19 protein-coding genes and 1 pseudogene are annotated in these 25,366 nt (G+C 51.6%); 15 read left to right on the top strand and 5 right to left on the bottom strand.

Annotated elements, in window-relative coordinates:
* The first annotated feature begins 609 nt into the window (after positions 1-609).
* From ACF8FG_RS18115 to ACF8FG_RS18085, 7 genes and pseudogenes are all read left to right on the top strand, one after another.
* The gene (locus tag ACF8FG_RS18115) at positions 610-7,239 is read left to right on the top strand and encodes a DUF3320 domain-containing protein (RefSeq protein ID WP_392519063.1); all 6,630 of its coding nucleotides are present in this window, start codon (positions 610-612) and stop codon (positions 7,237-7,239) included.
* An 855-nt stretch (positions 7,240-8,094) separates the two neighbouring features.
* Positions 8,095-8,877, top strand: a complete 783-nt coding sequence (locus ACF8FG_RS18110) for a transporter substrate-binding domain-containing protein (RefSeq protein WP_392519061.1) — start codon at positions 8,095-8,097, stop codon at positions 8,875-8,877.
* 53 nt (positions 8,878-8,930) lie between these two features.
* A complete protein-coding gene (locus tag ACF8FG_RS18105; RefSeq protein WP_325950642.1) occupies positions 8,931-9,659 on the top strand; it encodes an ABC transporter permease in 729 nt (242 codons plus the stop codon).
* On the top strand, positions 9,656-10,366 hold the full coding sequence (locus ACF8FG_RS18100) for an ABC transporter permease (protein WP_262110472.1): 711 nt from the start codon (positions 9,656-9,658) through the stop codon (positions 10,364-10,366). Before ACF8FG_RS18105 ends, ACF8FG_RS18100 begins: the two co-directional genes overlap by 4 nt.
* Before the next feature lie 61 nt (positions 10,367-10,427).
* Complete coding sequence (locus ACF8FG_RS18095; protein WP_392519107.1) at positions 10,428-11,210, top strand: ABC transporter ATP-binding protein; 783 nt, start codon at positions 10,428-10,430, stop codon at positions 11,208-11,210.
* A gap of 71 nt (positions 11,211-11,281) precedes the next feature.
* Positions 11,282-12,310 (top strand): annotated as a pseudogene (locus ACF8FG_RS18090) (cache domain-containing protein); the annotation flags it as partial.
* A 96-nt stretch (positions 12,311-12,406) separates the two neighbouring features.
* The gene (locus ACF8FG_RS18085) at positions 12,407-13,165 is read left to right on the top strand and encodes a methyl-accepting chemotaxis protein (protein ID WP_392519105.1); all 759 of its coding nucleotides are present in this window, start codon (positions 12,407-12,409) and stop codon (positions 13,163-13,165) included.
* Between the two features lie 18 nt (positions 13,166-13,183).
* Here ACF8FG_RS18085 and ACF8FG_RS18080 read toward each other — a convergent pair whose 3' ends face one another.
* Complete coding sequence (locus tag ACF8FG_RS18080) at positions 13,184-14,062, bottom strand: LysR family transcriptional regulator (protein WP_392519059.1); 879 nt, start codon at positions 14,060-14,062, stop codon at positions 13,184-13,186.
* Between the two features lie 105 nt (positions 14,063-14,167).
* Here ACF8FG_RS18080 and ACF8FG_RS18075 point away from each other — a divergent pair, with 105 nt between their 5' ends.
* Entirely contained in the window at positions 14,168-14,596 is a 429-nt protein-coding gene (locus tag ACF8FG_RS18075; RefSeq protein ID WP_392519057.1) for a DoxX family protein, read from the top strand.
* A 127-nt stretch (positions 14,597-14,723) separates the two neighbouring features.
* Here ACF8FG_RS18075 and alr read toward each other — a convergent pair whose 3' ends face one another.
* Positions 14,724-15,953, bottom strand: coding sequence for an alanine racemase (alr, locus tag ACF8FG_RS18070; RefSeq protein ID WP_392519055.1), 1,230 nt, complete (start codon positions 15,951-15,953; stop codon positions 14,724-14,726).
* Here alr and ACF8FG_RS18065 point away from each other — a divergent pair, their 5' ends adjacent.
* The gene (locus ACF8FG_RS18065) at positions 15,954-16,190 is read left to right on the top strand and encodes a hypothetical protein (RefSeq protein ID WP_392519054.1); all 237 of its coding nucleotides are present in this window, start codon (positions 15,954-15,956) and stop codon (positions 16,188-16,190) included.
* Positions 16,191-16,322: 132 nt separating this feature from the next.
* On the opposite strand, the gene ACF8FG_RS18060 is transcribed toward ACF8FG_RS18065, so the two are convergent.
* From ACF8FG_RS18060 to ACF8FG_RS18050, 3 genes are all read right to left on the bottom strand, one after another.
* Positions 16,323-16,973 carry an FMN-binding negative transcriptional regulator gene (locus tag ACF8FG_RS18060; RefSeq protein WP_392519053.1) on the bottom strand — a complete coding sequence of 217 codons (651 nt, stop codon included), beginning with the start codon at positions 16,971-16,973 and terminating at the stop codon, positions 16,323-16,325.
* A 117-nt stretch (positions 16,974-17,090) separates the two neighbouring features.
* A complete protein-coding gene (locus tag ACF8FG_RS18055; protein WP_392519052.1) occupies positions 17,091-17,996 on the bottom strand; it encodes a LysR family transcriptional regulator ArgP in 906 nt (301 codons plus the stop codon).
* Positions 17,997-18,107: 111 nt separating this feature from the next.
* Positions 18,108-18,590, bottom strand: coding sequence for a DinB family protein (locus tag ACF8FG_RS18050; RefSeq protein WP_392519051.1), 483 nt, complete (start codon positions 18,588-18,590; stop codon positions 18,108-18,110).
* Between the two features lie 290 nt (positions 18,591-18,880).
* Here ACF8FG_RS18050 and ACF8FG_RS18045 point away from each other — a divergent pair, with 290 nt between their 5' ends.
* The 6 genes from ACF8FG_RS18045 (at position 18,881) to ACF8FG_RS18020 (ending at position 25,315) form a co-directional block, all read left to right on the top strand.
* Entirely contained in the window at positions 18,881-19,318 is a 438-nt protein-coding gene (locus ACF8FG_RS18045; RefSeq protein ID WP_296233379.1) for an Lrp/AsnC family transcriptional regulator, read from the top strand.
* Positions 19,319-19,446: 128 nt separating this feature from the next.
* Positions 19,447-20,496, top strand: coding sequence for a homoserine dehydrogenase (locus tag ACF8FG_RS18040; RefSeq protein ID WP_289135284.1), 1,050 nt, complete (start codon positions 19,447-19,449; stop codon positions 20,494-20,496).
* 2 nt (positions 20,497-20,498) lie between these two features.
* A complete protein-coding gene (locus ACF8FG_RS18035; RefSeq protein WP_392519050.1) occupies positions 20,499-21,914 on the top strand; it encodes an aldehyde dehydrogenase family protein in 1,416 nt (471 codons plus the stop codon).
* Between the two features lie 87 nt (positions 21,915-22,001).
* Entirely contained in the window at positions 22,002-22,379 is a 378-nt protein-coding gene (locus ACF8FG_RS18030) for a Rid family hydrolase (RefSeq protein WP_325950659.1), read from the top strand.
* Between the two features lie 160 nt (positions 22,380-22,539).
* Positions 22,540-24,093, top strand: coding sequence for an amino acid permease (locus tag ACF8FG_RS18025; protein WP_392519049.1), 1,554 nt, complete (start codon positions 22,540-22,542; stop codon positions 24,091-24,093).
* A gap of 16 nt (positions 24,094-24,109) precedes the next feature.
* A complete protein-coding gene (locus ACF8FG_RS18020; protein ID WP_325950663.1) occupies positions 24,110-25,315 on the top strand; it encodes an aminotransferase class I/II-fold pyridoxal phosphate-dependent enzyme in 1,206 nt (401 codons plus the stop codon).
* Positions 25,316-25,366: the final 51 nt, after the last annotated feature.

Raw genomic sequence — 25,366 nt, 5'->3', positions numbered from 1 at the left:
GGCTCATATCCTGTTGTCTGTCATCGACCGGAAATTTCAGTCCATTGTGAACGGATTGATCCATCGAGCGCTGCGCGCCTTGGCATTGAACGCAAAATGAAAAGCAGCGGCCTGCGGCCAAAGAAGCGACTGCCCCGAGCACCAAGGGGCCAATCCGCATCAGTTCCATCGTTGCGATACGAGATCAGAGGCAAAACGGCATCGAAAAGCATGTGGCCAAGATCGCGGAAGAGACGGAAGGAATGCAGCGGCGCAGATCTCGCTTTTCTTTGGGTCTCAAATATAGAACTCCGTCTCGTAAAAAAATTGACAGCCCAAAACGGCGACTTATTTTCAAAGCGTGATTGGCGTCACACTTTTTCTCTGTTCTCGATGAAGTCGGTCACCGCTAGGGATCTGCGGTCACCTGGCCGATCGACATGCCTCAGATTTCTCGTATTAGCTCACCTGCTTATCCTGGCTGTTGGATGGACTCGTGCGCCTTACAACGACCAAAGGAACATTACGGCTGAAGCTGGAAGCGCTATCATCCCGCCATCAGCTCAAGAGGGGCCCCTTGGCCGGCCTATTCCGGCACTCCCTTGGGTATAACGACAAGGAAGGTTGCGCATGGACAACATCGTTCAGCCCCTCGCTGCTCAAGAAGAAATCCCGCCTAAAGAAGTCAAGATTCTGGCCACGTTGGTGGCGAAGCTGAACCTTGCCGACTTCCAGAACGCCATTCCCGTGATCCGCGAGCTTCGTATCGCGAACGAGACCGAAGACCGCTTCGTCAATGCGACCCTGACATTGACCTCAGAGCCTGAGGTGTTCAGGGCCAAGGTGTGGCGAATCGACGAAGTCGCACCTGACAGCTTTCGAGTTATTCCCGGGCTTGATCTAGTCCTGGATGGCCCCTTGCTCAGTCGCCTTACAGAGGCGGAGCTTTCCACTTTTACCTTTGCCCTTGAGGTCGATGACAAGGCGTTCGTGAGTGGTCGGAAGGAAGTTGCTCGCCTAGAGCAGGTTGTAGACCTTCTGCCACGTAACCAGTGGGGTGGGCTTCGTCATATCCCAGATATGACAGCCGCGTTCGTACAGCCCAATGATCCGGCAGTTGATCGGTTGTTGAAGCAGGCGGCTGAATTGCTACGTCTCAGTGAGAAGTCTTCGGCGCTCGACGGCTATGAGGGTGGTGCAAAGCGTGTCTGGCAGCTGGCGTCAGCGGTCTGGGGCGCCGTGGCGCGAATGAAGCTTGATTATGCGTTGCCACCGGCGAGCTTTGAGCAGACTGGTCAAAAGATACGCAGTCCTAGCCAGATCGCCGACACCGGTTTGGCTACCTGCATGGATCTCACCCTGCTTTTCTGTGCTGCTCTTGAGCAAATAGGGTTGAACCCAGTGATCGTATTCACGAGGGGTCATGCCTTCGCAGGCTTGTGGATGAAGCCAGAAGAGTTTACGAGTGCGCTGGTGGATGATGTGACCGCGGTGCGCAAACGGGTGAAGCTGCGCGAGCTAGTGCTTTTCGAGACCACCCTCGTTACTCAGAACCTTGCTCCGTCTTTCTCCTATGCCGTCGAGCGCGGAGCGAATCAGATAGCCGAAGACTCTGACAGCGACTTCGAGATGCTGCTCGACATACGTCGCGCACGTCTGCAGCGCATCAAGCCCCTGGCGAGCTCCGAGGCTCAGATACCACGAGTTGCTCCGGAAGTACCGGACGAGGCGGCACCGCTGCTGGTTGAGGACGGCTTGGACATGCCAGATGAAGTGCATGAGGTGGTCGTCGAAGATCTTTCTAAACTCGATCCTGCTGATCGTCTAGGCCGCTGGCAGCGCAAACTGCTGGATCTGTCGCTTCGAAACAACCTTCTCAACTTCAAGACGGGTAAGCGGGCTTTGAAGCTCGAGTCTCCAGATCCTGGCGCTCTTGAGGACGTGCTGGCCAGTGGTCAGTCGCTGAAACTGCTAACCCGTCCAGACCTCATGGATGGTGCTGATCCGCGGGAGCGGGCGCTGTATGAGCAACGCGAGCGTGAGGATGTTCGTCGCCGGCATGCCGAGGATGCCCTTAAGCGCAGAGAGGTGTTCGTTGCGCTGACATCCAACGAGATGGATGTTCGACTGACCGAACTGTATCGAGGTGCTCGCACAGCGCTTCAGGAAGGTGGCTCCAATACCCTCTTCCTGGCCATTGGTTTCCTGAGTTGGACACGCGAGGACAGGGCAGGGCAGAAGTATAAAGCGCCCCTCGTGCTGGTTCCGGTCACGCTGGAGCGCAAGAGCGCTCGTTCCGGATTCACGATGGTGCTTCATGATGATGAGCCGCGGTTCAACCCGACCCTGATTGAGATGCTTCGCCAGGACTTCGAGTTGGGCTTGGGCTCCTTGGAGCACGAGTTGCCTCGGGACGATTCAGGCTTAGATATCAGCGGCATCTGGAACAAGGTCGGCCATGCCATCAAGGACATCCCAGGTTGGGAGTTGAGCGAAGACGTCGTGCTGTCGATGTTCTCGTTTGCCAAATACCTCATGTGGAAGGATCTGGCCGAGAACGCCGAGCACCTGCGGCAGAGCCCAGCGGTTCAGCATCTCCTGGATACCCCACGCGACTCCTTCATTTCGGATACCCCGTTCCCAGAGGCGCAATCGCTGGATCGTGATTACGGCCCGACCGATGTTTTCTGCCCACTGCCATCTGACTCATCTCAGTTGGCTGCAGTGATGGCGGCAGCCAAGGGCAAAGACTTCGTGCTCATCGGCCCACCTGGTACCGGTAAGAGCCAAACGATCTCCAACATGATCGCCCAATCGATCGCTCAAGGTCGTCGCGTGCTTTTCGTCTCGGAGAAGATCGCCGCGCTGGATGTCGTGTACCGTCGCCTGCGCGAGATTGGCTTGGGTGAGTTCTGTCTGGAGCTTCACTCTAGCAAGGCTCGAAAAACTGATGTGCTGGCCCAGCTGCAGTCCGCTTGGGAGGCGAAAGGGCAGGTTGATTCCGCTGCATGGGAGGTTGAGGCTCAGCGCCTCGCAACGCTGCGCGACAGCCTGAACATTTACGTGGAACGACTGCACCGGCGCCACCGCAACGGTTACACCATCTACCATGCGATTGGCACCGTCACTTCGGGCGGCGATGAAGCTGTTGCGCCTGTTGGTTGGGCGTCACCTGACACGCATGACCAGAAGGCCATGCTCGATCTACGGGAGTTGGCCGATCGTCTCGAAGTAAACGCGCAGGCTGTGGGATACAGTCATTTAGTGGGCAATGCGTTGTCCGCTATAGGCCAGGCGGAATGGTCACCCCATTGGCAACAACAGCTGGTGCAGGCAGCTCGCGATGTCTTGCCTGCCGTGCTGGATGTGCAGCGGGCGGCTGATCGGTTCGTTGAGTTGGTTGGGTTCCCGGCTTCGGAATACACCCCGACAGCACTGGAGGGGTTGTCAATCCTTTCCCAGGCATTACCTTCGGCGGCAGGACAGGATTGGCGCTTCGCGCTACGGCCTGATGCCCGCTCCATTACTCAACGGCTGGGCGATGGCTGTGCGTGGGTTGAACAACACCGAGAGCTCAACGCTAAGCTTTCGCCGCTCTGGCCTTCTCGGGTTGTGGCCGATGCGAAGCAGGGTATTGAGCTGCTGCAGCAACGTCGCACCGTATTCGGTGAGCTCAGCCCGGCCTGGCCGGAAAGTGCCACCGATGTACTTGCTCAGGCGGTGGCACTGCTTGGCCAAATAGTAGAGCTCAATCAGCAGCTCAGTACGACCTATGGCGATTCGATCGAATCGCTCGACATTGATCTGTTGCTCCGTGAGTGGAAGGAGGCTGAAGACTCGTTTTGGCCAAAATCCTGGTTTGGGAAGCGTCGTATTGCGGGTTTGCTAGCCCCGACACAAACCACTGCAGGCGAGGCCGATCACGGTAAAGATTTGGCAATTTTGGCAGAAATCCGCGCCGTGCGCCGTGCTATTGATGAACTTGAGCCCGGGCACGAGTGCGTTGCCGTTTGGCAAGGTTCAAAGTCTGTGGCCGAGCAGCTTTCGACGTCGATCAAGCTTCAAGAGGCCATTCGGCTCCAGCAAGCAGACTCGGACTGGATCGATGATGGATTCCAGTTGGTCGAGCAAGGCCAGCTGGGAGATGTATTGAAAGAAGAGCTCCGGCGGCTTCGCACGCTGACTCGCCTTGATCGCGATATGGCCGCCTTGTCCGACCTTGGCTCGAGCACTCAGCAGCTTTGGTGCGGCAAGGACACTAACATTGAACTCCTTACTGCAGCGCTCCGTTTCCAGGCTGAGCGTTGGGATATCGAAGAGCGCGGTCGCCTTGTTGATGATCACCCAGAAGTGCAGGAGGGCCGCTGTGGAGCGTTGCTGAAAGGTGACTTCGATCTGTTGAAGCAGCGGGCAGCGGTTGAACGTGATCTGTCCGACCTGGCTGACTTGCGAGAGCTGGTGCCGGTCTGGAGTGACCTGAAGACCAAGCTTGAGATTGCACGTCAGGCTGCGGTGTTCCAAGGGCAGGTAGCAACTGCTGTTGCGAAGCTCGCGTTGAACCCTGAGCAGATTGCAGCTTACAAAGCTCCCCTGCAAACACTCCTGGGTGATGGCAACGCGCTGCTGGAGCCGGAAGGCGCGATCGCACTTGCTGGTGTTGCTCTGCGTGACAAGCTTGGGCTGCTTCAGGAGCGATCATCGCATCTGACTTCGATAGGCCACTTCACTGAAGCAGGTGCAGATGAGACCGCTCACCTGTCATTGAATGACCTCAAGAAAAACTGCGAAACTGTGGTTTCTTCTGAGTCCCGACTCAAGGCATGGTGCGCTTGGCGGAAGGTGCGCGATGAGGCCTTCGCCGTGGGCCTCGCGCCAATTGTTCAGGGCATGGAAAGCGGAGCAATCACTTCTGGAAAAGTCCGTCGCGTTCTTGAGGTGAACTACGCTCGCTGGTGGCTGAATACCACTGTTGACAACGAGGAGGTCATTCGGACGTTCGTCAGCGTCGAGCACGAGCAGCGCATTCGCGACTTCCGCGCATTGGATGACAAGTTTACCGAGCTGACGAAGGACTGGCTCCGTGCTCGGCTTTGTGCCGACTTGCCGAGTCAGGACAGCGTGAGTCGATCTTCTGAGTGGGGGTTGCTCCGCCATGAAATGGGCAAGAAGACCAAGCACATTCCACTACGAGAGCTGATGACTCGAGCACCCGAGGCGCTGACGAAGCTGACGCCTTGCTTGCTGATGAGCCCGCTCTCGATTGCCCAATACCTGCCACCGGCTTCGACTCCGTTCGACCTGGTCATCTTCGATGAGGCCTCTCAGATTCCGGTCTGGGATGCGATCGGTGCGATGGCGCGAGGAAAGCAGGTTGTGATGGTGGGCGACCCGAAACAGCTCCCACCCACCTCGTTCTTCGACCGTGCCGAGTCTACGGCTGATGATGAGGATGTCGAGGCTGATCTCGAGAGCATCCTCGATGAGTGCATCAGTGCGAACCTGCCGATGCGAAACCTGAACTGGCACTACCGTAGCCGACATGAGAGCTTGATCGCCTTCTCAAACCAGCGTTACTACGGCTCGAAGCTGGTGACTTTCCCATCGCCGTTCACGGCTGACAAGGCAGTGCGGTTGTGCCCCGTAGCTGGTGTCTACGACAAGGGCGGTTCGCGTACCAACCTGATCGAGGCGAGAGCACTAGTCGCTGACCTGGTTGCTCGACTCCAGTCGCCAGCGTTCCGCGAGAGCCGGCGCACCGTAGGTGTAGTCACATTCAATGGTGAGCAGCAGAAACTCATCATGGATATGCTTGATGAGGCATGTCGGAAGGATCCGTCGCTCGAGTCGTATTTCGCTGAGTCGGAACTGGAGCCTGTGTTCGTGAAGAATCTGGAGAGTGTTCAGGGCGACGAGCGCGACATCATCTACTTCTCGACCACCTACGGAAAAGACGCTGCCGGCGTGATGTCGATGAACTTCGGCCCTATGAACCGTCCAGGAGGCGAGCGCCGGCTCAACGTTGCAATTACACGTGCTCGCCAAGAATTGGTGCTGTTCTCGACACTTCGTCCAGAGCACATTGACCTCGCCCGCACGCAAGCTGTTGGGGTGCGTGATCTGAAGCACTTCCTTGAGTTTGCTGAGCGTGGGCCCCGGGCCTTGGCGGAAGCTAACTTCGGCAGCGTGGGAGGATTCGACAGCCCGTTCGAAGAGGCGGTTGCAGCTGCCTTGGCCAAGAAGGGTTGGCAGATCCATACCCAGATTGGTGTGTCTTCCTTCCGAGTCGACCTGGGTGTCGTGCACCCTGATGCTCCGGGGCGCTTCCTCGCGGGCGTCGAATGTGATGGAGCTACCTATCACCGCAGTGCGACTGCACGAGATCGCGACAAGCTCCGAGAGTTCGTGCTGAGAGGGCTCGGGTGGGAGATTGTTCGAATCTGGTCGACCGACTGGTGGGTGGATGCTGTTGGGACTGCTGAGAAGGTACATCAGCATTTGACCGAGCTGCTTGCTGAGTCCCGTGCTAAACAGGCAGCCATCGATGCAGTACAAGAGACTGAGCGCTTGAAGGTCGATGCTGCGATGGCAGAGGCTATCAATGTCGTAGAAGCGGTCACAATGGTGGCGGCGGAAGGTAGCCCTGCAGAGGCCAATGATCCTGCAGGTGCGTTGCCGGAGTTGAAATACGCCAGAGCGGCAACAGCTGCCGCGGTCGATGATGTCGTTACCTTCTCCTTTGCTGTCGAGCACTTGATTTACAAGGAGGCCGATCCTAGTCAGGTGGTAGAGAGGGTTGATCCCGAGCAGTTCTTTGACCAAGGCTACACCGCGACCCTGGAGCGCATGATTGATTACGTGATTGCAGAGGAGGGGCCTGTCTTGGATACCGCGCTGGCTAGGAGGATTGCTCGGGCTCATGGCTGGGTTCGGACTGGCTCAAGAATTCGTGATCGTGTGGAGCATATCGCGCGTGCCAAATACCGATCACATGAAGAGGAACAGACAGGCGTGTTCTTCTGGCCACCTCAAATCGAAACCGACGCCAATGTCGTCTTCCGTCGGCCAGGAGACGATGACTCAATACGAGGCCTGGCTGAGATCTGCCTACAGGAGTTGTCTGCACTGGTTGATGAAATGTCGAAACGAGGACATCAGGGTGAAGCACTGGTTTATGCCGTAGCCAAAGAGGCGGGAGTAAACAAGCTAGCTCATGCTGGGCGTCTTCGGATCGAAAAAGCTATTCGTGCATCGATGACTTAATGCTGGTTGGGGGCATCTTCCGGATGCCCCATTTTTATGTTGCTTGGGCAATATTCAGAGGAGGCCAGCTTTGGCGGCGACTGTTCAGCGAGGTGTGGGGTATCAAAAAAGATAATTCATCAAATCCTGATCGCCTTGATTTCTCGCGCCACTTTCACCGGTGTTTCATGGGGTAGCTTAGCTGCAAGAGCTTAAGCTGGTAGCGGTTCTACGGGCGTTTACAAGGCTGCTATGAGGACTTTGCCGAATGGATGGCCCTGCATGGAGGCAGTCCAATTCGAGCGCATCGGCAGCTATACGCTTTCCTTGAGAGGTCTATCACGAAAGTGATAGCAAAAGGCCAATCGGGCTGGCGAAAGGTATGTGTCTGTTTACGAATGAGTTCCAGCAGCAATGGTATTGGCGCTGTGACGGTTCTTGATTGAACAGCCCGGCTACGTGTATCTGAGAAGAAACTGAGCTTTGAGACGAGCCGGCTCTCCGGCGAGGCGGCGCCAGGTCATTTCCATTCGGCCGTCGTTCTGAACTGACCTATTTATTGATGTATCGGGATTGATCACCTGCGTCCACTCGGTGGGGCAGGTAAATCGATGTGATGCTAGGCATTTGGTGGCCAGAGCATTTTGCTCGCAAAAGAAAGCATTTTGCTCGCTATAAAAAGCCAGTTGGCAGGTTCCCAGCTTTGAGGGTTGGCGTAGCATCGTTTGTGAGAATTTGGAATTCTTGATGCAACTGGTGTTGGAAGCAGCCAATTAGGTGCTTCGCGGATACGGAGCCCGGAGACACCATGAGCCTGATGTTTAGGCGAAAAAATCATCAAAGCCCTGAATAAATTACAAAAGCTAGGGAGCAAATATGATTTCACTTCGTAAGTTGTCAGTTCTCGCAATCCTTCCTTTGTTCACTGGTATTGTCTCTGCTAAAGAATATACAGAGATCCGATTTGGCGTGGATGCTAATTATGCCCCTTTTGAATCTAAATCCCCTGACGGTAGTTTGGTGGGCTTTGATATCGATTTAGGTAACGCAATCTGTGCTGAGCTCAAGGCTGAGTGTAAATGGGTTGAAAGTGATTTTGATGGTCTTATTCCAGGACTCCGTGCCAATAAATTCGACGGGGTTCTGTCTTCCATGACCGTTACACCAGCGCGCGAGAAGGCAGTGGACTTCACCAATGAGCTTTTCTCAGGCCCGACATCCTATGTTTACAAGAAAGGTTCTGGTCTCAGTGCTGACGTCAACTCCTTGAAGGGTAAGCGGGTTGGCTATTTTCAAGGAAGCATCCAGGAAGGCTATGCTAAAGCAGTCTTGAAAAAGGCAGGTGTTAAGGTTCAGTCATATCAGAATCAGAACCAGGTTTACTATGATCTCGTATCTGGCCGTCTTGATGCCTCTATCCAAGATACCCTCCAAGCCAAAGCAGGCTTTTTGAGTTCGCCCCAGGGGACGGACTATGAAATGAGTGAGCAGGTTGAAAGTGAACTGTTGCCTTCTAAAACAGCTATTGCTGTTGTCAAAGGCAATGATGATCTCAAGGAGCAACTGAACAAAGCTATCAAGGCAATCCACGAGAATGGTACTTATGCCAAGCTTCAATCGAAATATTTTGGTGATTTGAATCTTTATAGTGGCAAGTGATTGTATGCGCCTATCTGGTATAGGCGCTTCATCTCATCAAGAGTCATTCGATCATGATTGATAATTTTTTTGAAGCTGTTGGTCTGCCAGGGCTAAGCATGCAGGGTTTTGGGCCGCTGCTGCTGAAGGGTACCTGGATGACTATCAAGCTATCCTTATTGTCCCTTGTGGTAAGCGTGATTTTGGGACTAATTGGTGCGAGTGCCAAGCTTTCATCTTTGTATCTGGTTAGACTCCCAGCTCAGATGTACACCACATTGATCCGTGGAGTGCCGGATCTGGTACTGATGCTCTTGATATTTTATAGTCTTCAGACTTGGCTAACTAATCTAACTCAATATCTTGGTTGGGATTATTTTGAAATTGATCCCTTTGTAGCTGGTGTGGTCACTCTTGGTTTTATCTATGGTGCCTACTTCACTGAGACATTCCGGGGAGCAATGCTCTCTGTTCCTAAGGGGCAGCGAGAGGCCGCAGTAGCCTATGGTCTAGGCCGCTCTCAGTGTTTTTTTCTGATCACCTTTCCACAAATGATGCGCTTTGCACTGCCTGGTATAGGCAATAATTGGTTGGTTCTGCTCAAGGCTACAGCTTTAGTTTCGATCATTGGGCTTGCGGATTTGGTAAAGGCAGCCCAGGATGCTGGCAAAAGTACATTCCAACTGTTTTATTTTCTTGTGCTTGCGGCTCTTGTTTACTTGCTTATTACAACACTATCGAACTACGTATTGCGTAGGCTTGCACGTAAATATTCCGCTGGCTCCCGCGAGGCTCTGCAATGATTGACTTACTGCAGGAGTATTGGAAAGCTTTCCTGTACACGGATGGAACAGAAATCACTGGTTTGGCGATGACGCTATGGCTACTGACCGCGTCTATCATCCTAGGCTTTTTGGGCGCGATTCCACTGGCTATAGCAAGAGTATCGGATCGATTTTATGTTCGTTGGCCTGTGCAGTTTTACACCTACCTATTCAGAGGAACACCGCTCTACATTCAGCTGCTGATTTGCTATACCGGTATCTACAGTATAGCGGCAGTACGCTCCCAGCCTGTGCTGGATGCTTTTTTTAGAGATGCTATGAATTGCACGATCTTGGCATTTGCGCTCAATACCTGTGCATATACCACGGAGATTTTTGCAGGCGCGATCAGAAACATTCCGTATGGTGAGCTTGAAGCTGCTAAAGCTTATGGTCTGAATGGTTGGAGGCTGAATGCATTTGTAGTGGTGCCATCTGCATTGAGGCGTGCGCTTCCGTACTACAGTAATGAGGTGATATTGATGCTGCATTCCACCTCTGTAGCCTTTACAGCGACAATTCCAGATATATTGAAAGTCGCTCGCGATGCTAACTCCGAGACCTTCTTGACTTTTCAGTCTTTCGGAATTGGAGCGTTGATTTATCTATTTCTCTCATTTGCCCTAGTTGGATTGTTCCGCTTAGCTGAGCGACGTTGGCTGTCGTTTCTAGGCCCCGCTCATTGATTTAAGGAATTTGCCGATGACCAGTTTAATAAAACCAAATAGCATTGAGCCGAGCCAGTACATGGGCAAAGATCTTGAATCAGGATATAAGCTGACCGTTGAGGGGCTTCATAAGAGTTATGGCGATCATCACGTTCTTAAGGGCGTGTCGCTGAGGGCGAATAAAGGTGATGTAATTAGCCTGATCGGGGCTAGTGGCTCTGGCAAAAGTACATTTTTGCGCTGTATTAATTTTCTTGAGACTCCTACAGACGGCGCAATGACGCTTGATGGCCAGGAAATCCGTATGGTCAAGGACAAACATGGACTGCGCGTGGCCTCAGCAGCAGAACTTCAGCGGCTACGCACTCGCTTGGCGATGGTTTTCCAGCATTTCAATTTGTGGAGCCACTTGAGTGTTTTAGACAACATCACTCTGGCGCCTCAGCGAGTCTTGGGTGTTAAGAAAGCTGATGCCGAGAAGGCAGCCCGCCAGTACTTGGATAAGGTAGGCCTACCCTCTAGGGTTGCAACACAGTACCCAGGTTTTTTGTCTGGAGGGCAGCAACAACGTGTTGCTATTGCGCGGGCTTTAGCCATGGAGCCTGAGATTTTACTTTTTGATGAACCAACCTCGGCATTAGATCCGGAACTGGTTGGAGAGGTGCTTAAGGTACTCCAGGCGCTGGCAGAAGAAGGTCGAACCATGTTGATGGTTACCCACGAGATGGCGTTTGCGAAGCAAGTCTCCAGCCAGATTTTGTTTTTGCATCAGGGTTTGGTAGAAGAGCAAGGTGGTGCAGATATTCTAACCAACCCTCGTAGTGAGCGCTTGCAGCAGTTTTTGTCGAATGGTCTCAAGTAGGAGACATCATTTTGCACGCGGGCCAATCGGAAGTTCGATTGGCCTTTTTTTTCGGCGATAGGGTGGTCGTCATGAAGCTGATGTTTTCACATAAAATCATAATTTCTGCTGCGCTGGTGGTTGCTGCAGCCTTCACTAGCTTTGCAGCATACAATGACACAGTGCAGCGCCATGCTCTGTATCGTGGTATTGAAGCCAAACTTTCAGGTCTAAGCATTTCTACAGCAAGCGGTATTTCGCAATGGATGTCCGGTAGGCTGCTTCTGCTTGATAGCCTGAAAGAGTTACTTGCGAATTCTGCAGGCCCAGAAAGCCTAATCACTGTTCTTGATCAATCCATTTTGAAATCAGTATTCGCGTTTACCTACTTTGGCAACGTTGATGGAGCGTTTTTCATTCGCCCCCAAGACGAGATGCCTGCTGATTACGACCCTCGCGTGCGTCCCTGGTTCAAGACTGCAGTGTCGGAAAACAGGACTGTGTTAACAGAACCTTACCGAGATGATACCAACGGAAAACTCATGCTCACTGTTGCGGCGCCAGTCAAAAATGGTGACCGCTTGCATGGAGTCGTGGCAGGTGACTTGCCGCTTGATACGGTTGAAAGGATTATAAATGCGGTTGAGCTCAAAGGCATGGGATATGCGTTCCTGGTTGACTCAAACGGGAAAATTCTTGTTCATCCTGATCGCGACCTTCTGATGAAAGGCTTTTCATCAGTCTACCTCGGGGGCACAGAGGGGTTCGGCAGCAAGCTCATGGAGGTGCAACGGGCAGGCAAGGATGAGCTGGTCATGTTTGCCGCCATCGAGGGACTACCCGCAGTCAAGTGGTACGTCGGTCTGGCGCTCGACAAAGACCAGGCGTTTCAGGAACTCAACGGTTTTCGCTTTGCAGCAGTCATAGCGACATCAATCACCGTAGCTGCGACGATATTACTACTGGGCACCATGATTTACTTACTCATGCACCCTTTGCGACGGATGAGTGATGCGATGAAGGACGTCGCTAAAGGGGAGGGAGACCTAACAAAGCGCCTTGAGGTTAAAACCCAAGACGAGTTTGGTGTTTTGGCTCAAGACTTTAACGTGTTTGTAGAACGGATTCATGAGTCAATCCGCGATGTTTCATCCGCGACTGAACTGGTGTTTTCTGAAGTGAAGCGTGTAACGACATCATCGGCAGGATCTCTGTCGATGTCGGGTGAGCAGGCGCAGCGAACAGATAGTGTGGCAGCAGCTATTCATGAGTTAGGGGCTGCAGCCCAAGAGATTGCTCGCAATGCCGGCGATGCCTCAGTGCAAGCAGCAAAAGCCCGAGGGCAGTCCCATGAGGGAGAGCAAGTGGTTGCTGGTACGATCTCCAAGATGAGCGATCTCTCCGACAATCTTCGGCTTGCTTCGGACAGCATTGAGTCATTGAACGATAAGACGGTAAGCATTGGGCGAATCCTGGAGGTCATCAGGGGCATTTCTGAGCAAACTAACTTGCTTGCACTCAATGCAGCAATCGAGGCTGCCCGAGCGGGGGAAGCTGGACGGGGGTTTGCGGTAGTCGCAGATGAGGTTCGCAGCTTGGCTTATCGAACGCAGGCTTCGACTCAAGAGATACATGGGATGATCGACGAGCTGCAGGCAGGTGCGCGGGAAGCGGTCAATCGGATGGAGGTGAGTGAGCATCTCAGTGCGCAGGGGATGGCGGTGGCTAATGATGCAGGTGCTTGCCTGCATGTCATTAACCACCATGTTGGCGATATCGATGGCATGAACCAAGCTGTGGCTACAGCCACTGAGGAGCAGTCCTGTGTCATTGAATCTCTCAATGTCGACATAGCTCAGATCAATAGCTTGAACGCTGAAAACGTCAAGAACCTTGAGTCAACCCTGAGTGCTTGTGAGAGCCTGCGGTCTCAGGTTGAGCGCCTGAGGGGCTTGGTAGGGTCATTTCGGACATGATCTCAGGATGCTCTGATGCTAAAAACTGTGCTGTCGCAGTTCGTCACTCACGAAAGAAATGAACTCGCGGACTCTGGCCGTATACCGGAGATCACGATGCGTCAGGATCCATAGGCCAGTTGTGAATTGATCCAAAGCGTTCGACTCAAGCCTGGTCAGCCCGGATGTGTTATCTCCAAGATAGCGGGGAAGAGGAACAATTCCCATCCCTGCTATCGCGGCTTGGCTAAGCGAGATCAATGAGTCTGCCCTGAAGATAATTGAACTGGCAGGAATGGTTGACTGAATCCACTTCGTCACAGCCATTTGACTGAAGGTCAGGTCGGGTGAGATCCACTTGTTGAAGGTCAATGGGTTGGTACCCTCGATCAGATTGGCAATTTCGTTGGATGCATACAGGGCGAAGCGGACGTCAGCAAGGTGTCTGCCAATGAGAGACTCTGTAGGATTATCACCCGTCCTGATGGCAACATCAGCCTGGCGCTGAGCAAGGTCAGTGACAAAAGACCCAGTTGATAACTCAACAACAATTTTCTCGTGCTGCTTGCTGAACTTCTCAAGAATTTGGGGAAGGATTGACCCCATGATGGTATCGCAGGTGGTGATTCGAAGAACTCCCTCTAGCTTAAGATCTTTTCCTTCCAGTCTTAGTGACAAATCGCTTACTGCTCCTCTCATAATTTCAGCAGTACGCAGCAATTCTTCTCCAGCATCAGTCAGTGTATAACCTGTCGCAACTCGGTTGAAAATTCGTAATCCGTGTGCTTGCTCAAAGGTATTCACGCGCCGTAGCACGGTGGTGTGATTGACATTAAGGTGCCTTGCTGCTGCTGCAAACGACGCATGCTCAGCTACAGCAAGGATCAGCCGAAGATCATCCCAGTCCCAGTTGTGCATTCTTGCAGTCCTGTTTAGTAAAAAAGCTGATTGTCTCAAACTCACATAGTCACCAGAATTACTATCAAGCAGGGCAACCGGCACTGCATAAATAAGGGAACGAATATGACTACTCTTAGCCTTCCGCATCTGGGTGGAACTCTGCTCCGGCTAACGGCAGGGATTGCATTAATAACTCATTCTCTCTATCTAAAGGTATTTATATTCACGATAAGCGGGACGGTGGCATTTTTCGAATCAATAGGGCTTCCGGGGTTATTGGCTTGGGTGACTCTTCTGGTGGAGATTGTTACTGGTGCAATGCTTATTTTTAAGATAAAGCCGCATCTTGCTGCGACTGCTGCAGTTCCCGTTCTGCTTGGCGCAACCTGGGCACACTCAAGCAATGGTTGGCTGTTCAGTAATGCCGGCGGAGGTTGGGAGTATCCTTTGTTCTGGACAATGACGCTGCTATCGATTGCACTGACTGAATGGCAGTCCACTAAGGTTGTAGCGTCTTCTGACGTAGAGACCTGTGCACTGCCCAAACACTGAAATTGTCTACTTTTCTAGATGAGAGTCTGAGGCAGAGCCACCTTAATCCTAAAGGCGTTTAATTAAATCCTTGAGCTACTGCTTGTTGCAGGTGCTCAAGGATTGGCTCGTAAGCTGCTTAAATGACTTACTTATCCACTAAGATCTTTGGATTGGAGTTTCCCCAGACGGTGTACAAGTCGGCGAGTAGTGCCCCATTTATGTCCTCCATCTCGGCTTGCGTAACCACCGCTTGACCTTGTTTTCCAAATAGCACTACCTCGTCACCTTCTTTGATCTCAGGGAAGTCGGTGACGTCAATCATCAGCGTGTTCATTGAGACTTTACCCACTACCGGAACCCTATGCCCATCAATGAGCACATAACCTTTGTTGGTGAACGCGCGACGGTAACCGTCAGAATAGCCGACAGGGAGGTTGGCCAACTTGGAGTCGCGTTTTAATGTCAATGTACGATCGTAGCCAACTGTATTTCCAGCAGGGTAGGGATTGATTGAGGCCACTCGCGACTTAAACTCCATCACTCTTTTGTATTCCGTGTGGGATGGAACAGTATCACCGAACAAAGCCCCACCTGGTCTTACCATATCAAGTCGAGCCTCAGGCACTTCGAGTGTGGCAAAAGAATTCGCTGTGTGTAGGGTGATGTTTCTCCGATCGAGCTTGCCGTTCTCGATCAGCCAACTGGATTGTTTCTTAAAGTCGTCCAATCCCTTCAATACATCGGCGCGATCCTCGACAGCGTAATGAGTCATGATTGCGACAACCTCGAGGTTTTTATCATGTGTCACGCTCAAAGCGTCCTGGCGGCCTTGATCACTATGAAGTTCAAATCCGTTTCGGCTCATGCCGCCAGCATTAAGCGCAATGTGGACTTTTAGCTTTTTGCCGTTCTGCGCAGCGATGGCACCTGCTTCTTTCGCCAGTTGAGCGTTGCCGATTAACTCTTCGATGTTGTATTTCAGAGCGTCTTGAATTTCTCCGATGGATGCAGTTCGGACGCGTACAAGCTCGCCGGTGAAGCCACTCTCACGTACGACCCTGGCTTCTTCGTTACTCGCAACAGCAACACAAGGTACCTGCATTGCAATGATTGAGGGCATAACTAACCCAATCCCATGGCCGTAGGCGTCAGCTTTGAGAACTGCACAAATTTTGGATTTACCCTCAAGCGTAGACTGTAGGGTTTTGATGTTGTGCTCGAACGCGGCTTTATTAATTTCCACCCAGGCATTGCTTGCTTGAATAGTAAGATCCGTGTTGCCATTGTGAAGGCTCAAGGGTGGGGCAGCCCACACATGGCTGTGGCAGAAGGCGAGGCTTAGGGAAATAGCGAGAATTGAACGACGGAAGGGCATATGCATTACTCCATGGGCGAAGTGCTTGATATTTATTTTTGTAGCGCTGCCTTGTCCCGCCTATACCCATTACTATCTGGCGCCGTAGTGCTTACCTTTGATGCAATAGCAACGGCCTTACAGAAAAGCACAGGATATAAAGCTCTTGGGATTTCTCTGTTCTATCACAAGTGTTGCGACAAAGGCGCAGAGGCTCAGGTAAAATTTTCTAATGGTACGCTAGTTTTTCTTGAGTGATCGCCTCGCCTCGGCGTGGTGTTTGTGTTTTCTCACTGGGTATGAAGATGCAATGTGGTCAATCGTTGATTTTACATTTGGCGTAGAGAATCAACTTTTCAAATTCGCGTAAGGGTGAGTTTGTTGTCGTAATTATGTATTGGCTTGTTGTTTTTGGATTTTTGCTTCTGCCAACATAGCAGGCCCTATCGCTTGTTCACCTCGGTCTATGAGTTCTTTACCAGCTGCACTCATGTCCCTCGCACCATCATCCTGGTTGAGTTTGAATTTTCCAAATAGACTAGTGATCTCTATTTCAATTGAAGATATTTGTTTTAGTAGTTTGCTGATGTACTCACTAGGAGCATCTGACATTCTCCAGGGGCTATCCATTGATGCCTCATGTCGTTTGGTGAGTTTTGCAACAAGTTTACGGGTGCGGGTTTCATTGTCATGGAATTTCAAACGTCCTTTTGCATGGACAATCATGTAGTTCCAGGTGGGTACTTGTCGCTGAGTTTCTTTTTTGCTCGGTAGCCATGTTGGCGATATGTAAGCATCGCCTGCTTTGAAAATGACTAAAACTTCGTCTAGGTTGCTTGTTTCAGTCAGGATGGGATTTTTGTTCGAAACATGTGCGCTCAGCATTCCTAATTTCCCAACATCTGGTTCCAGCTCGAATGGAAGATGGTTTGCATCGAGACCTGATTGTCCCTGAGTTACTAGTGTTCCGAATGGATTTTCCACTATCAGTTTATGCAATACTTCTATTCGGTGTTCGCTAAAATGCTTCGGTAGATACATGTTTTTTGTCTGCTCTAGTGTGATTTCAGGTTGAGTTGGTATGTTTTTCTGTTGGATTAATATGTGGGTATGTTAAAGGTCAGGTTTTTCATTTTGTGTTGTTTTTTTACTTTTCCATCAGGTTTGATAAGGAATTAAGATTTTTTTCGAGTATTTGCGAACTGCTACGGTCAGTAAGTCCAGATTTTTGGAGTTGAAGCTCCACCGATGCCAGTGGAGTGGCACGTCCAGATAATATTCGGGAGCAATGTTCGTAAGCCCTCTAGCGTCTGCGAGGCCCGCGGCAAGTATCTCAGGAACCATTCCCCAGCCTAGGCCTCGCGCCATCGCCTCAAGAAAAGCATTTGAGGTTGGTATATGGTTAACTGGCGGAGTAAGTGCTTCGTTCGTTAATAACTTTAGGAAAGCATGTTGGATTTCGTCTTTCTGATTGAACGCGAGTAGAGGAGCGGTGGAGAGGCTTACGGTATTCAATCCGCTGGCAAAGTATTTATGTTCAAAGGTTTTTGACGCTAATGCTATATAGCGCATTAGCCCTAAGCACTCGACTTGGCAGCCTGGTGCAGCAATAGGGTTTACGCTAATAGCTGCAACTACATTGCCGTCTTTCAGCAAAGCTTGTGAGTGGTTCTGGTCTTCAGCGCGGATTTCGAAAATGACGTGTGATTGTTTTTGGACGAACTCCATGACGTCTATAAACCATACCTCAAGTGAGTCTGCGTTGACGGCGATGGGGAGTCGAGTCAGGGTGTGATGCTCATTATCAAATATTCCTAGGTCGCGGTTTAATTCGCTTTCGAGAAAGTCGATTTGTTCTGTGAATTTTAAAAGCGTCAAGCCTGCCCTGGTGGCTTTACAGGGGGCGCCGCGCATGATGAGCACCTGTCCGAGCCTGTCTTCAAGCTGCTTGATTCTTAGGCTTATTGCAGATGCAGTTATGTGTAGTTTTCGAGCTGCGCCCTCAAAGCTTCCTTCCCGAATCACTGATGAGAAGGCGGCGAGTTGCGAGTTGTCGAGCTTCATATTCAGTGATCCGGCTGGCTGGTTGGAAGTTGGTTCTGAATTTCTATCATCACAGTCTATGTTTAGATGTTGATGCTGTGGTGCAGCGTTGGTTTTGTACTGCAGCTTGAGTTAATGTTTTAGGAATGTGGTGAAGTGGTCTTGCCAACCTTCTGCCGCTACAAAAGGTATTAGGCCGCTGACCATTCCCCGGTGCAGTAGGCCATGTGATAAGACATGACTAAGTATTTCTGATTTACTCATGTTTCCCGGCTTCCCATCCGCGAAAATAAAATGAACCCTTTGTTCTAGCTCAGTTGCAGTAACAGACTTGGTGTAGCTGACGAACCAGTTATTTGTCTCTGTGAATTTAAGCGATAAATCTGAGATTTGTTGCGGTTCTTCTGAGGTGGTTGTAGTGCATGGCATTGGGTTGCCGAGCAGCCTCCCAATGAACAGGTTATCCACGATGTTGATGTGAGCTAAATGCCAGAGGGCATCTGCCAGATTTGGCGCAGTCAAGGTACTGGGCGACTCGACCAAGATTTTGAACAGTTCAGATTCAGACCAAGCTTTGTACTGGAACAGTGAGTGGAAAGCGCCTGCTGCAGTCATTTCTTCTCCTTCGCGCTCACGGGCTGGGGCCCTTGCCGTCCTGGCAAAGGCTGGATGGTGAGGCGACGGTCAGTATATTGACTTTTTCGGTCGATGGCACGAAGCTGTGGCGGTGACCGATGAGCAACACCGGGTGCTGCGCATCCTGGCTGCCCTTTGGTTCCTACGCTCCAAGGGTCACCCTTGTCGTGATTGCTGGTTTGCCTCAGTCGATCTCTAGGGATGAAGCTTTGAGGCATCTGAATAAAAATTATGTGTGAGTGATTGCTTTACGCGATCCGGAGGTGGCGATGAAACGCACTTTGGACAAAGTCGATGAAAAAATAATCGAAGAACTTACTAGGAATTCGCGTTTAGCACACAATGATATCGCGATGAAAGTTAATCTTTCTCGAAATGCTGTTCGGCTCAGAATTGAGCGATTGGAGCGAGATGGGTATATCAAGGGGTACACTATTGTAAAAGGGTCAGCTTCTTCAGAGCATCCCCCGATCAGGGCTTTGGTATTTGTATACAGACAAGATCGTATGAGGGGGGCTGAGGTGGTTCGCTCTGTGGCAGCTATTCCTGAAGTTGTTGCCTGCAATGTGATGAGTGGTGATCTTGATATTGTTCTGACTGTTGAAGCGTCCTCTCCGGATAGAATAAACAAGGTCTGGACTGATATTTCAAGTTTGCCAGGTGTTGTGAATACGGTTACTTCTTTTGTTTTGTCGAACACGAAATAACTCACAGGCAAATTGGCATGCAAGGCGAGCGTTTTGCCAGCAAAATCAGTCTGTTTGGCATATTCGGTAAAGCAGGGTTGCGGCTTACGATTTCCTCCAGTGGTGAACAACAAAATGAGGCCGTTGCTGTGACTGAATATAAAATTGCTTTGCTGGGTTTCGGCGGTGTAAACCGTGCTCTGGCTCAACTGGTTGCTGAAAAGAATGAGCTGTGGGCTGAAGAGCTGGGCTTCACGTTGAAAATCGTTGGCGTCAGCGACATCTTCTTGGGCTCTGTAATTGGCAAGGACGGCCTGGATCCCAAAAAGCTGGTAGCTGTGCCTGCAGCCAAAGGCGCCTTTGCGGCCCTGGAAAATGGTAGCGCTGAGCCGGCCAACGAGACGGTCATTCGTTTTTCTGGTGCAGATATTGTTGCTGAGGCCACCTTCACTAATCCGGTTGATGGTGAGCCAGCAACCACATTCTGTCGCTGGGCTCTGGAAAAGGGCATTAGCGTTGTGACTACAAACAAAGGCCCAGTGGCTCTCCACTCGGCTGCGCTGAAGAAGCTGGCTGCGACGAATGGTGCAGCCTTTGAGTTTGAAGGTGCCGTGATGAGCGGTACTCCAGTGATCCGTCTGGCACAGGAAACATTGGCCGGTTCGGAAATTACTGGCTTCAAGGGCATTCTGAACGGCACTTCCAATTTCATTCTCAGCAGCATGCAAGCCGGTCTCGACTTCGGTGACGCATTGTCGGAGGCTCAGGAGCTGGGCTATGCCGAAGCAGATCCAACTGCAGACGTTGAAGGTCATGATGTACGTCTGAAGGTAGTGATCCTGGCAAATGAACTGCTGGGTGCGAAGCTGACTCCGAACGATGTGTGCTGCGAAGGCATCTCGAACATCACTGCCCAAGACATTCAGAAGGCTGCTCAAAATGACTCTCGCTGGAAGCTGATTGGCAGTGCACAGCGCACCCCAGCTGGTACTGTGACTGCTTCGGTCAGCCCGCAACTTCTCCCGAACACTGATGCATTGGCCGGGGTAAGTGGCGCCACGAATGCTGTCAGCTTCGAAACCAACCTCCTGGGCCCGGTCACTGTTGTAGGTGCTGGTGCTGGCCGTATTGAAACCGCCTACGCACTGCTGTCCGACATCATCAGCATCCACAAGAACAAAATCAAACAGGCGATCTGAATATGAATAGCTTGAGTATTGCTCTGTCTACAGATTACGAAGAGATCACAGTATTCAACCCGTTTGATGGTTCTGTGGTTGGTGAAGTGGCTAAGGTGCCAGCGACCTCTGCTCACCTGGTGATCGATGCTGCCAAGCACGGTGCTGTGACCGCTCGCAGCCTTTCTCGCGCCGAGCGTTCTCGTATACTGGAGCACGCAGCTGCACTGGTGGAGAAGGATAAGGATGATTTCGCGAAACTCATTTCAGCGGAGTCTGGTAAAACAATTCGCCAAGCGCGCAAAGAAGTCCTCCGCTGTGTAAACACGCTCAAGCTTTCGGCTGAAGAGGCCAAGCGTAACGCGGGAGAGGTGATTCCATTCGACTCCTATGTTGGCTCCGAATCTCGCCAAGGGTGGTTTACTCGCGAGCCACTGGGCGTGATCCTGGCTATTACTCCTTATAACGACCCACTGAACTTGGTTGCTCATAAGCTGGGCCCGGCCATCGCCGGCGGCAACTCGGTAGTGCTGAAGCCTTCCGAGCTCGCTCCGCTGTCCGCCATCAAGTTGGTTAGTTACCTGAACAAGGCTGGTTTGCCTACTGAAGTTGTTTCGGTGGCTACCGGTGATGCTGACTTGGGTAAGGCGCTGGTTGCTCACCGTGCAGTGCGAATGATTTCGTTCACTGGTGGCTTCGCTACAGGCGAGCAGATCACTAAGACTGCCGGTTTGAAAAAAATGGCCATGGATCTAGGCGGTAATGCGCCAGTGATCGTAATGGGCGATTGTGACCTTGAGTCTACTGTGGAGTCCTGTGTGTCCGGTGCTTACTGGGCTGCAGGGCAAAACTGTATTGGTACTCAACGAATTCTGATTGATAGCAAAATCTATCAGTCCTTCAAGGAGAAATTCGTAGAGCAGTCGCGCGCGTTGGTAGTGGGTAACCAGGCAAACGAGGCGACTGACGTCGGCCCAATGATCTCTGAGGCAGCGGCCAAACGTGCAGAAGAATCTGTGCAGGAGGCCGTCAGCAAGGGTGCCAAGGTTCTGCTCGGTAACAAGCGGGAGGGTACCCTGTTCTACCCAACTGTCCTGGAAGACGTGAGCTTTGAGTGCAAGGTCTGGCAGGAAGAGGTGTTCAGTCCGATCGTCATCTTGCAGGAGATCGACACACTTGAAGATGCTCTGGCGCTTGCCAACCAGCCAGAGTACAGCCTGCATGCTGGCATCTTCACCAGCAATCTGAACACCGCCATGAAGGCCGCGAAGCTGCTTGAGGCGGGTGGCGTGATGATTAACGACTCGTCTGATTATCGTTTCGATGCGATGCCATTCGGTGGCTTCAAATACGGCAGCATGGGACGTGAAGGTGTGCGTTTCGCCTACGAAGACATGACCCAGCCTAAGGTCATTTGTCTTAACGGCCCTAGCGAATAAGGCCTGAGATTCTCTAAGGCTCTGATATTCGATAGGTAGGGAAGAGGGGGGCGTCAGCTCCCCTTCATTCAGGATCAGGGGGTGAAAATGAGCGGTCTTATTCAACGATACCCTAGTCAGGCACCTCTGCCTCTTTCCAGGGCTGTTAGGGCGGGTGGTTTTCTGTTCCTTTCAGGTCAAATTCCTGTCAGTCCGACTGGTGAAGTAATTAGAGGTGACATCCGAGTTCAAACCAGAGCCGTATGCCAGCGAATTGGTGAAAGCCTCGCTGCTTGCGGGGCCAGTTTTGAGCAAGTAGTAAAGGCAACTGTTTGGCTTTCGGACTTGAATCATTTTGATGGTTTAAATGAAGTCTATAAGGAGTTTTTTGGCTCCCACCTTCCTGCACGTTCTACGGTAGTCTCGGAGCTGGTTTTGGGTGTTGATGTGGAAATTGAAGTTCAAGTCTTTTTTGGGCAGCCTTAGGAATATTGTTGGATCTCTCAAGGCTTTTCGCTCCTGTGAATGAGGCGCGTTCTAGCCTTGGTTGAGTAGAAAGCTGAAGAAATTTATATGTGAGTATGCTGCTTATGTAAGGCGTGCATTAGCTTCGTCTTGCCGTAATACAATAACAAGGTGTTGGCGTATGAGCTTTAAAGAAGTTGTATCTGCTGGCTCGGTCACTGAGAGTACCGGTAGGGCTAAATATGTGGGTGCAGAGGATGTAGGTTACAAAAAGACCTTACGTGCTCGCCAAATACAGATGATTGCCATTGGTGGTGCTGTTGGCAGTGGTTTATTCCTAGGTGCGGGTGCTCGGCTTTCTGAGGCAGGCCCATCGCTTGTTTTCGCATTTGCTGTGTGCGGTGTGTTCGCATGGTTCATCATTCGCGCTCTCGGTGAGTTGGTTCTCCACAGACCGTCCACAGGGTCATTTGTGTCTTATGCCCGAGAGTTCTATGGTGAAAAACTGGCTTATGCAGCGGGTTGGATGTACTGGACAAACTGGGTAACGGTGGCGATTGCTGAGCTCACTGCGACGGCGCTTTACCTGAATTTCTTCAAAGCGTATGTTCCATTCCTCGGAGACGTCCCACAATGGGCCTCTGCACTGGGTGTGCTAGCGATTATTACTGGTATTAACCTGGTATCTGTAAAAATTTTCGGCGAGCTGGAATTCTGGTTTGCCTTTTTTAAAGTAGCAGCCTTGGTTACATTCCTCTGCGTGGGGGTTTACATGGTTGTCTTTGGTACACCCATTGACGGTCATGTTCCTGGATTCCAGTTGATTTCAGATCATGGGGGGTGGTTCCCTTATGGCGTGATGCCGGCAGTAATTTTGATACAGGGTGTGGTGTTTGCTTACGGTAGTATTGAACTTGTTGGCACAGCAGCAGGGGAGGCCAAAGATGTTGAAAAGGTCATGCCTAAAGCCATTCGTGCAGTTGTCTTCCGTATTGTTGTTTTCTATGTTGGCACTATATTGCTGCTTTCATTGCTTATGCCGAGCTCCTCTTATATCCCAGGAGTGAGCCCACTGGTGACCTTCTTCGGTGCCATAGGAGTGCGCGGTGCTGATGCAATCATGAACATGGTGTTGTTCACTGCGGCCATTTCATCCCTCAATGCTGGGATTTACACTACCGGACGTATTCTTCGCTCGCTTGCTGTAACAGGGTCTGCGCCGCCATTCCTTGTGAAAATGAACAGCAATGGGGTACCGTTTGCAGGGATTATGTTCACGACAATTGCTTCCTTGGTTGGCGTTGCAATGAACGCATTTCTGCCCGGCCAGGCTTTTGAAATTGCCATGTCGTTGACGGCTATTTTGATGCTTGGTGCCTGGGGGGTGATTATTCTCTGTCAGCTCAAGCTCTTCAAGCTTTCCCAACAAGGCCTTATTGAACGACCTAAATTCAGGATGATGTTCGCGCCTTATAGTGGTTACGCAACGCTGGCATTTTTCGTTCTGGTCTTCATTCTGATTGCTTGCGACTACCCAGTGGGTACGTACTCCGCAGCGTCTATTCCCTTCTATGCAGCGGTTCTTGTGATTGGCTGGTATGTGGTTCGAGGTCGAGTTTACGGGATCGCAAACGGTAAATTGAGTTTTGATGAAAATCAGGAGTTGGTTTCAACCACTGCTGCTGAACCAAACGATGAGTTGGCTGTTAAGTCCACACTAAAAGAAGCTCAATAAGCAAGAGGGTATTAAGATGCGTCCTGATAAAGAAAACCTGGCCACGTTGGGCGTTAGCAGCCAGGCAGTTCATGGTGGCAACGTCATGGATGTCACCACCGGCGCCGTGCGCACCCCGCTGGTCATGGCAAACTCTTATCGTCTTCCTGATGACCCAGAAGACATGGACTGGTCGAGCCCTGATGGCTTGGTTTACACCCGTAACGCAGGCCACAACCAGGTGTGCCTGGAGAAGAAACTCGCAGCTATCGAGGGCGGTGAGGCTGCAGCTGCGTTTGCGACCGGTGTTGCTGCCCTGCACTCGGTGTTCTTCACATTTCTGAAAAGTGGAGATCACATTGTTGTCGGCGACGTGACCTACGAAGCGGTGTGGCGTCTGTTCGCAGAGCTGCTTCCTGAGCGCTATGGCATTCAAGCGACCTTCGTCAACATGGGTGATTTGGACGCGGTGAATAAGGCGATGAAGCCTAACACCAAGCTGATCCACACCGAGTCCATCGGGAATCCGACCACCAAGGTCGCTGATATCGAAGGCTTGGCAGAAATTGCCAAAGCCCATGGTGCTTTGCTGTCGGTCGACGCAACCTTCACTCCGCCGCCGTTCTTCCACGCCTTGAGCAAAGGGGCTGATCTGGTTGTTCACTCCCTGACCAAGTACATCAATGGTCATGGTGACGCCATGGGGGGTGTTGTGATTGGCAGCAAAGAATTGATCGGCAAGATCAAGCATGATGCTTTGGTTGACCTGGGTGCTGTCATCTCCCCATTCAATGCCTGGCTGATCATGCGTGGTTCAGTAACCTTGCCCCTGCGCATCCGTCAGCATCTCGCGACGGCTGAGAAGGTGGCTGCGTTCCTGGATTCCGATGACCGCATTGCCTACGTCTACTACCCGGGTCTGCCGTCCCATCCTCAGCACGAGCTGGCCCGTCGTCAGTTCGAAGGCAAAGGGTTTGGCGGTGTGATGGCGTTTGCTGTGAAAGGCAGCTCTGACAAGCAGAACCGCTTCGTGGCGAAGCTGAGGGTTATTACTTCAGCCGTTTCCATCGGTCATGATGAATCGCTCATCGTTCATGTGGGCCCTGAAGCCCGTGGTGGCTCCGAGCACTATCCAAAAGAGTTCCTTGAGTATGGTCACCTGCGTCTTTCGATTGGTCTCGAAGATGCTGACGACCTGATCAAGGACATTTCGGCGGCCTTGGACGAGACCTTCAGTAACTGAAATTCATTCGGGAGACCTCATGCAATCTCCCGAATCACTGATCTTCGTAGG

Source organism: Pseudomonas sp. YQ_6 (assembly GCF_043103245.1).
Taxonomy (GTDB): Bacteria; Pseudomonadota; Gammaproteobacteria; order Pseudomonadales; family Pseudomonadaceae; genus Aquipseudomonas; species Aquipseudomonas alloputida.
This window is presented reverse-complemented; position numbering and strand designations above follow the sequence as displayed.

Excerpts from the sequence above, each read along its gene's own strand:
- ACF8FG_RS18115 (WP_392519063.1), top strand. The coding sequence starts at position 610 with ATGGACAACATCGTTCAGCCCCTCGCTGCTCAAGAAGAAATCCCGCCT.
- ACF8FG_RS18110 (WP_392519061.1), top strand. The coding sequence starts at position 8,095 with ATGATTTCACTTCGTAAGTTGTCAGTTCTCGCAATCCTTCCTTTGTTC.
- ACF8FG_RS18105 (WP_325950642.1), top strand. The coding sequence starts at position 8,931 with ATGATTGATAATTTTTTTGAAGCTGTTGGTCTGCCAGGGCTAAGCATG.
- ACF8FG_RS18100 (WP_262110472.1), top strand. The coding sequence starts at position 9,656 with ATGATTGACTTACTGCAGGAGTATTGGAAAGCTTTCCTGTACACGGAT.
- ACF8FG_RS18095 (WP_392519107.1), top strand. The coding sequence starts at position 10,428 with ATGGGCAAAGATCTTGAATCAGGATATAAGCTGACCGTTGAGGGGCTT.
- ACF8FG_RS18085 (WP_392519105.1), top strand. The coding sequence starts at position 12,407 with ATGTCGGGTGAGCAGGCGCAGCGAACAGATAGTGTGGCAGCAGCTATT.
- ACF8FG_RS18080 (WP_392519059.1), bottom strand. The coding sequence starts at position 14,062 with ATGCACAACTGGGACTGGGATGATCTTCGGCTGATCCTTGCTGTAGCT.
- ACF8FG_RS18075 (WP_392519057.1), top strand. The coding sequence starts at position 14,168 with ATGACTACTCTTAGCCTTCCGCATCTGGGTGGAACTCTGCTCCGGCTA.
- alr (WP_392519055.1), bottom strand. The coding sequence starts at position 15,953 with ATGCCCTTCCGTCGTTCAATTCTCGCTATTTCCCTAAGCCTCGCCTTC.
- ACF8FG_RS18065 (WP_392519054.1), top strand. The coding sequence starts at position 15,954 with ATGCATTACTCCATGGGCGAAGTGCTTGATATTTATTTTTGTAGCGCT.
- ACF8FG_RS18060 (WP_392519053.1), bottom strand. The coding sequence starts at position 16,973 with ATGTATCTACCGAAGCATTTTAGCGAACACCGAATAGAAGTATTGCAT.
- ACF8FG_RS18055 (WP_392519052.1), bottom strand. The coding sequence starts at position 17,996 with ATGAAGCTCGACAACTCGCAACTCGCCGCCTTCTCATCAGTGATTCGG.
- ACF8FG_RS18050 (WP_392519051.1), bottom strand. The coding sequence starts at position 18,590 with ATGACTGCAGCAGGCGCTTTCCACTCACTGTTCCAGTACAAAGCTTGG.
- ACF8FG_RS18045 (WP_296233379.1), top strand. The coding sequence starts at position 18,881 with ATGAAACGCACTTTGGACAAAGTCGATGAAAAAATAATCGAAGAACTT.
- ACF8FG_RS18035 (WP_392519050.1), top strand. The coding sequence starts at position 20,499 with ATGAATAGCTTGAGTATTGCTCTGTCTACAGATTACGAAGAGATCACA.
- ACF8FG_RS18030 (WP_325950659.1), top strand. The coding sequence starts at position 22,002 with ATGAGCGGTCTTATTCAACGATACCCTAGTCAGGCACCTCTGCCTCTT.
- ACF8FG_RS18025 (WP_392519049.1), top strand. The coding sequence starts at position 22,540 with ATGAGCTTTAAAGAAGTTGTATCTGCTGGCTCGGTCACTGAGAGTACC.
- ACF8FG_RS18020 (WP_325950663.1), top strand. The coding sequence starts at position 24,110 with ATGCGTCCTGATAAAGAAAACCTGGCCACGTTGGGCGTTAGCAGCCAG.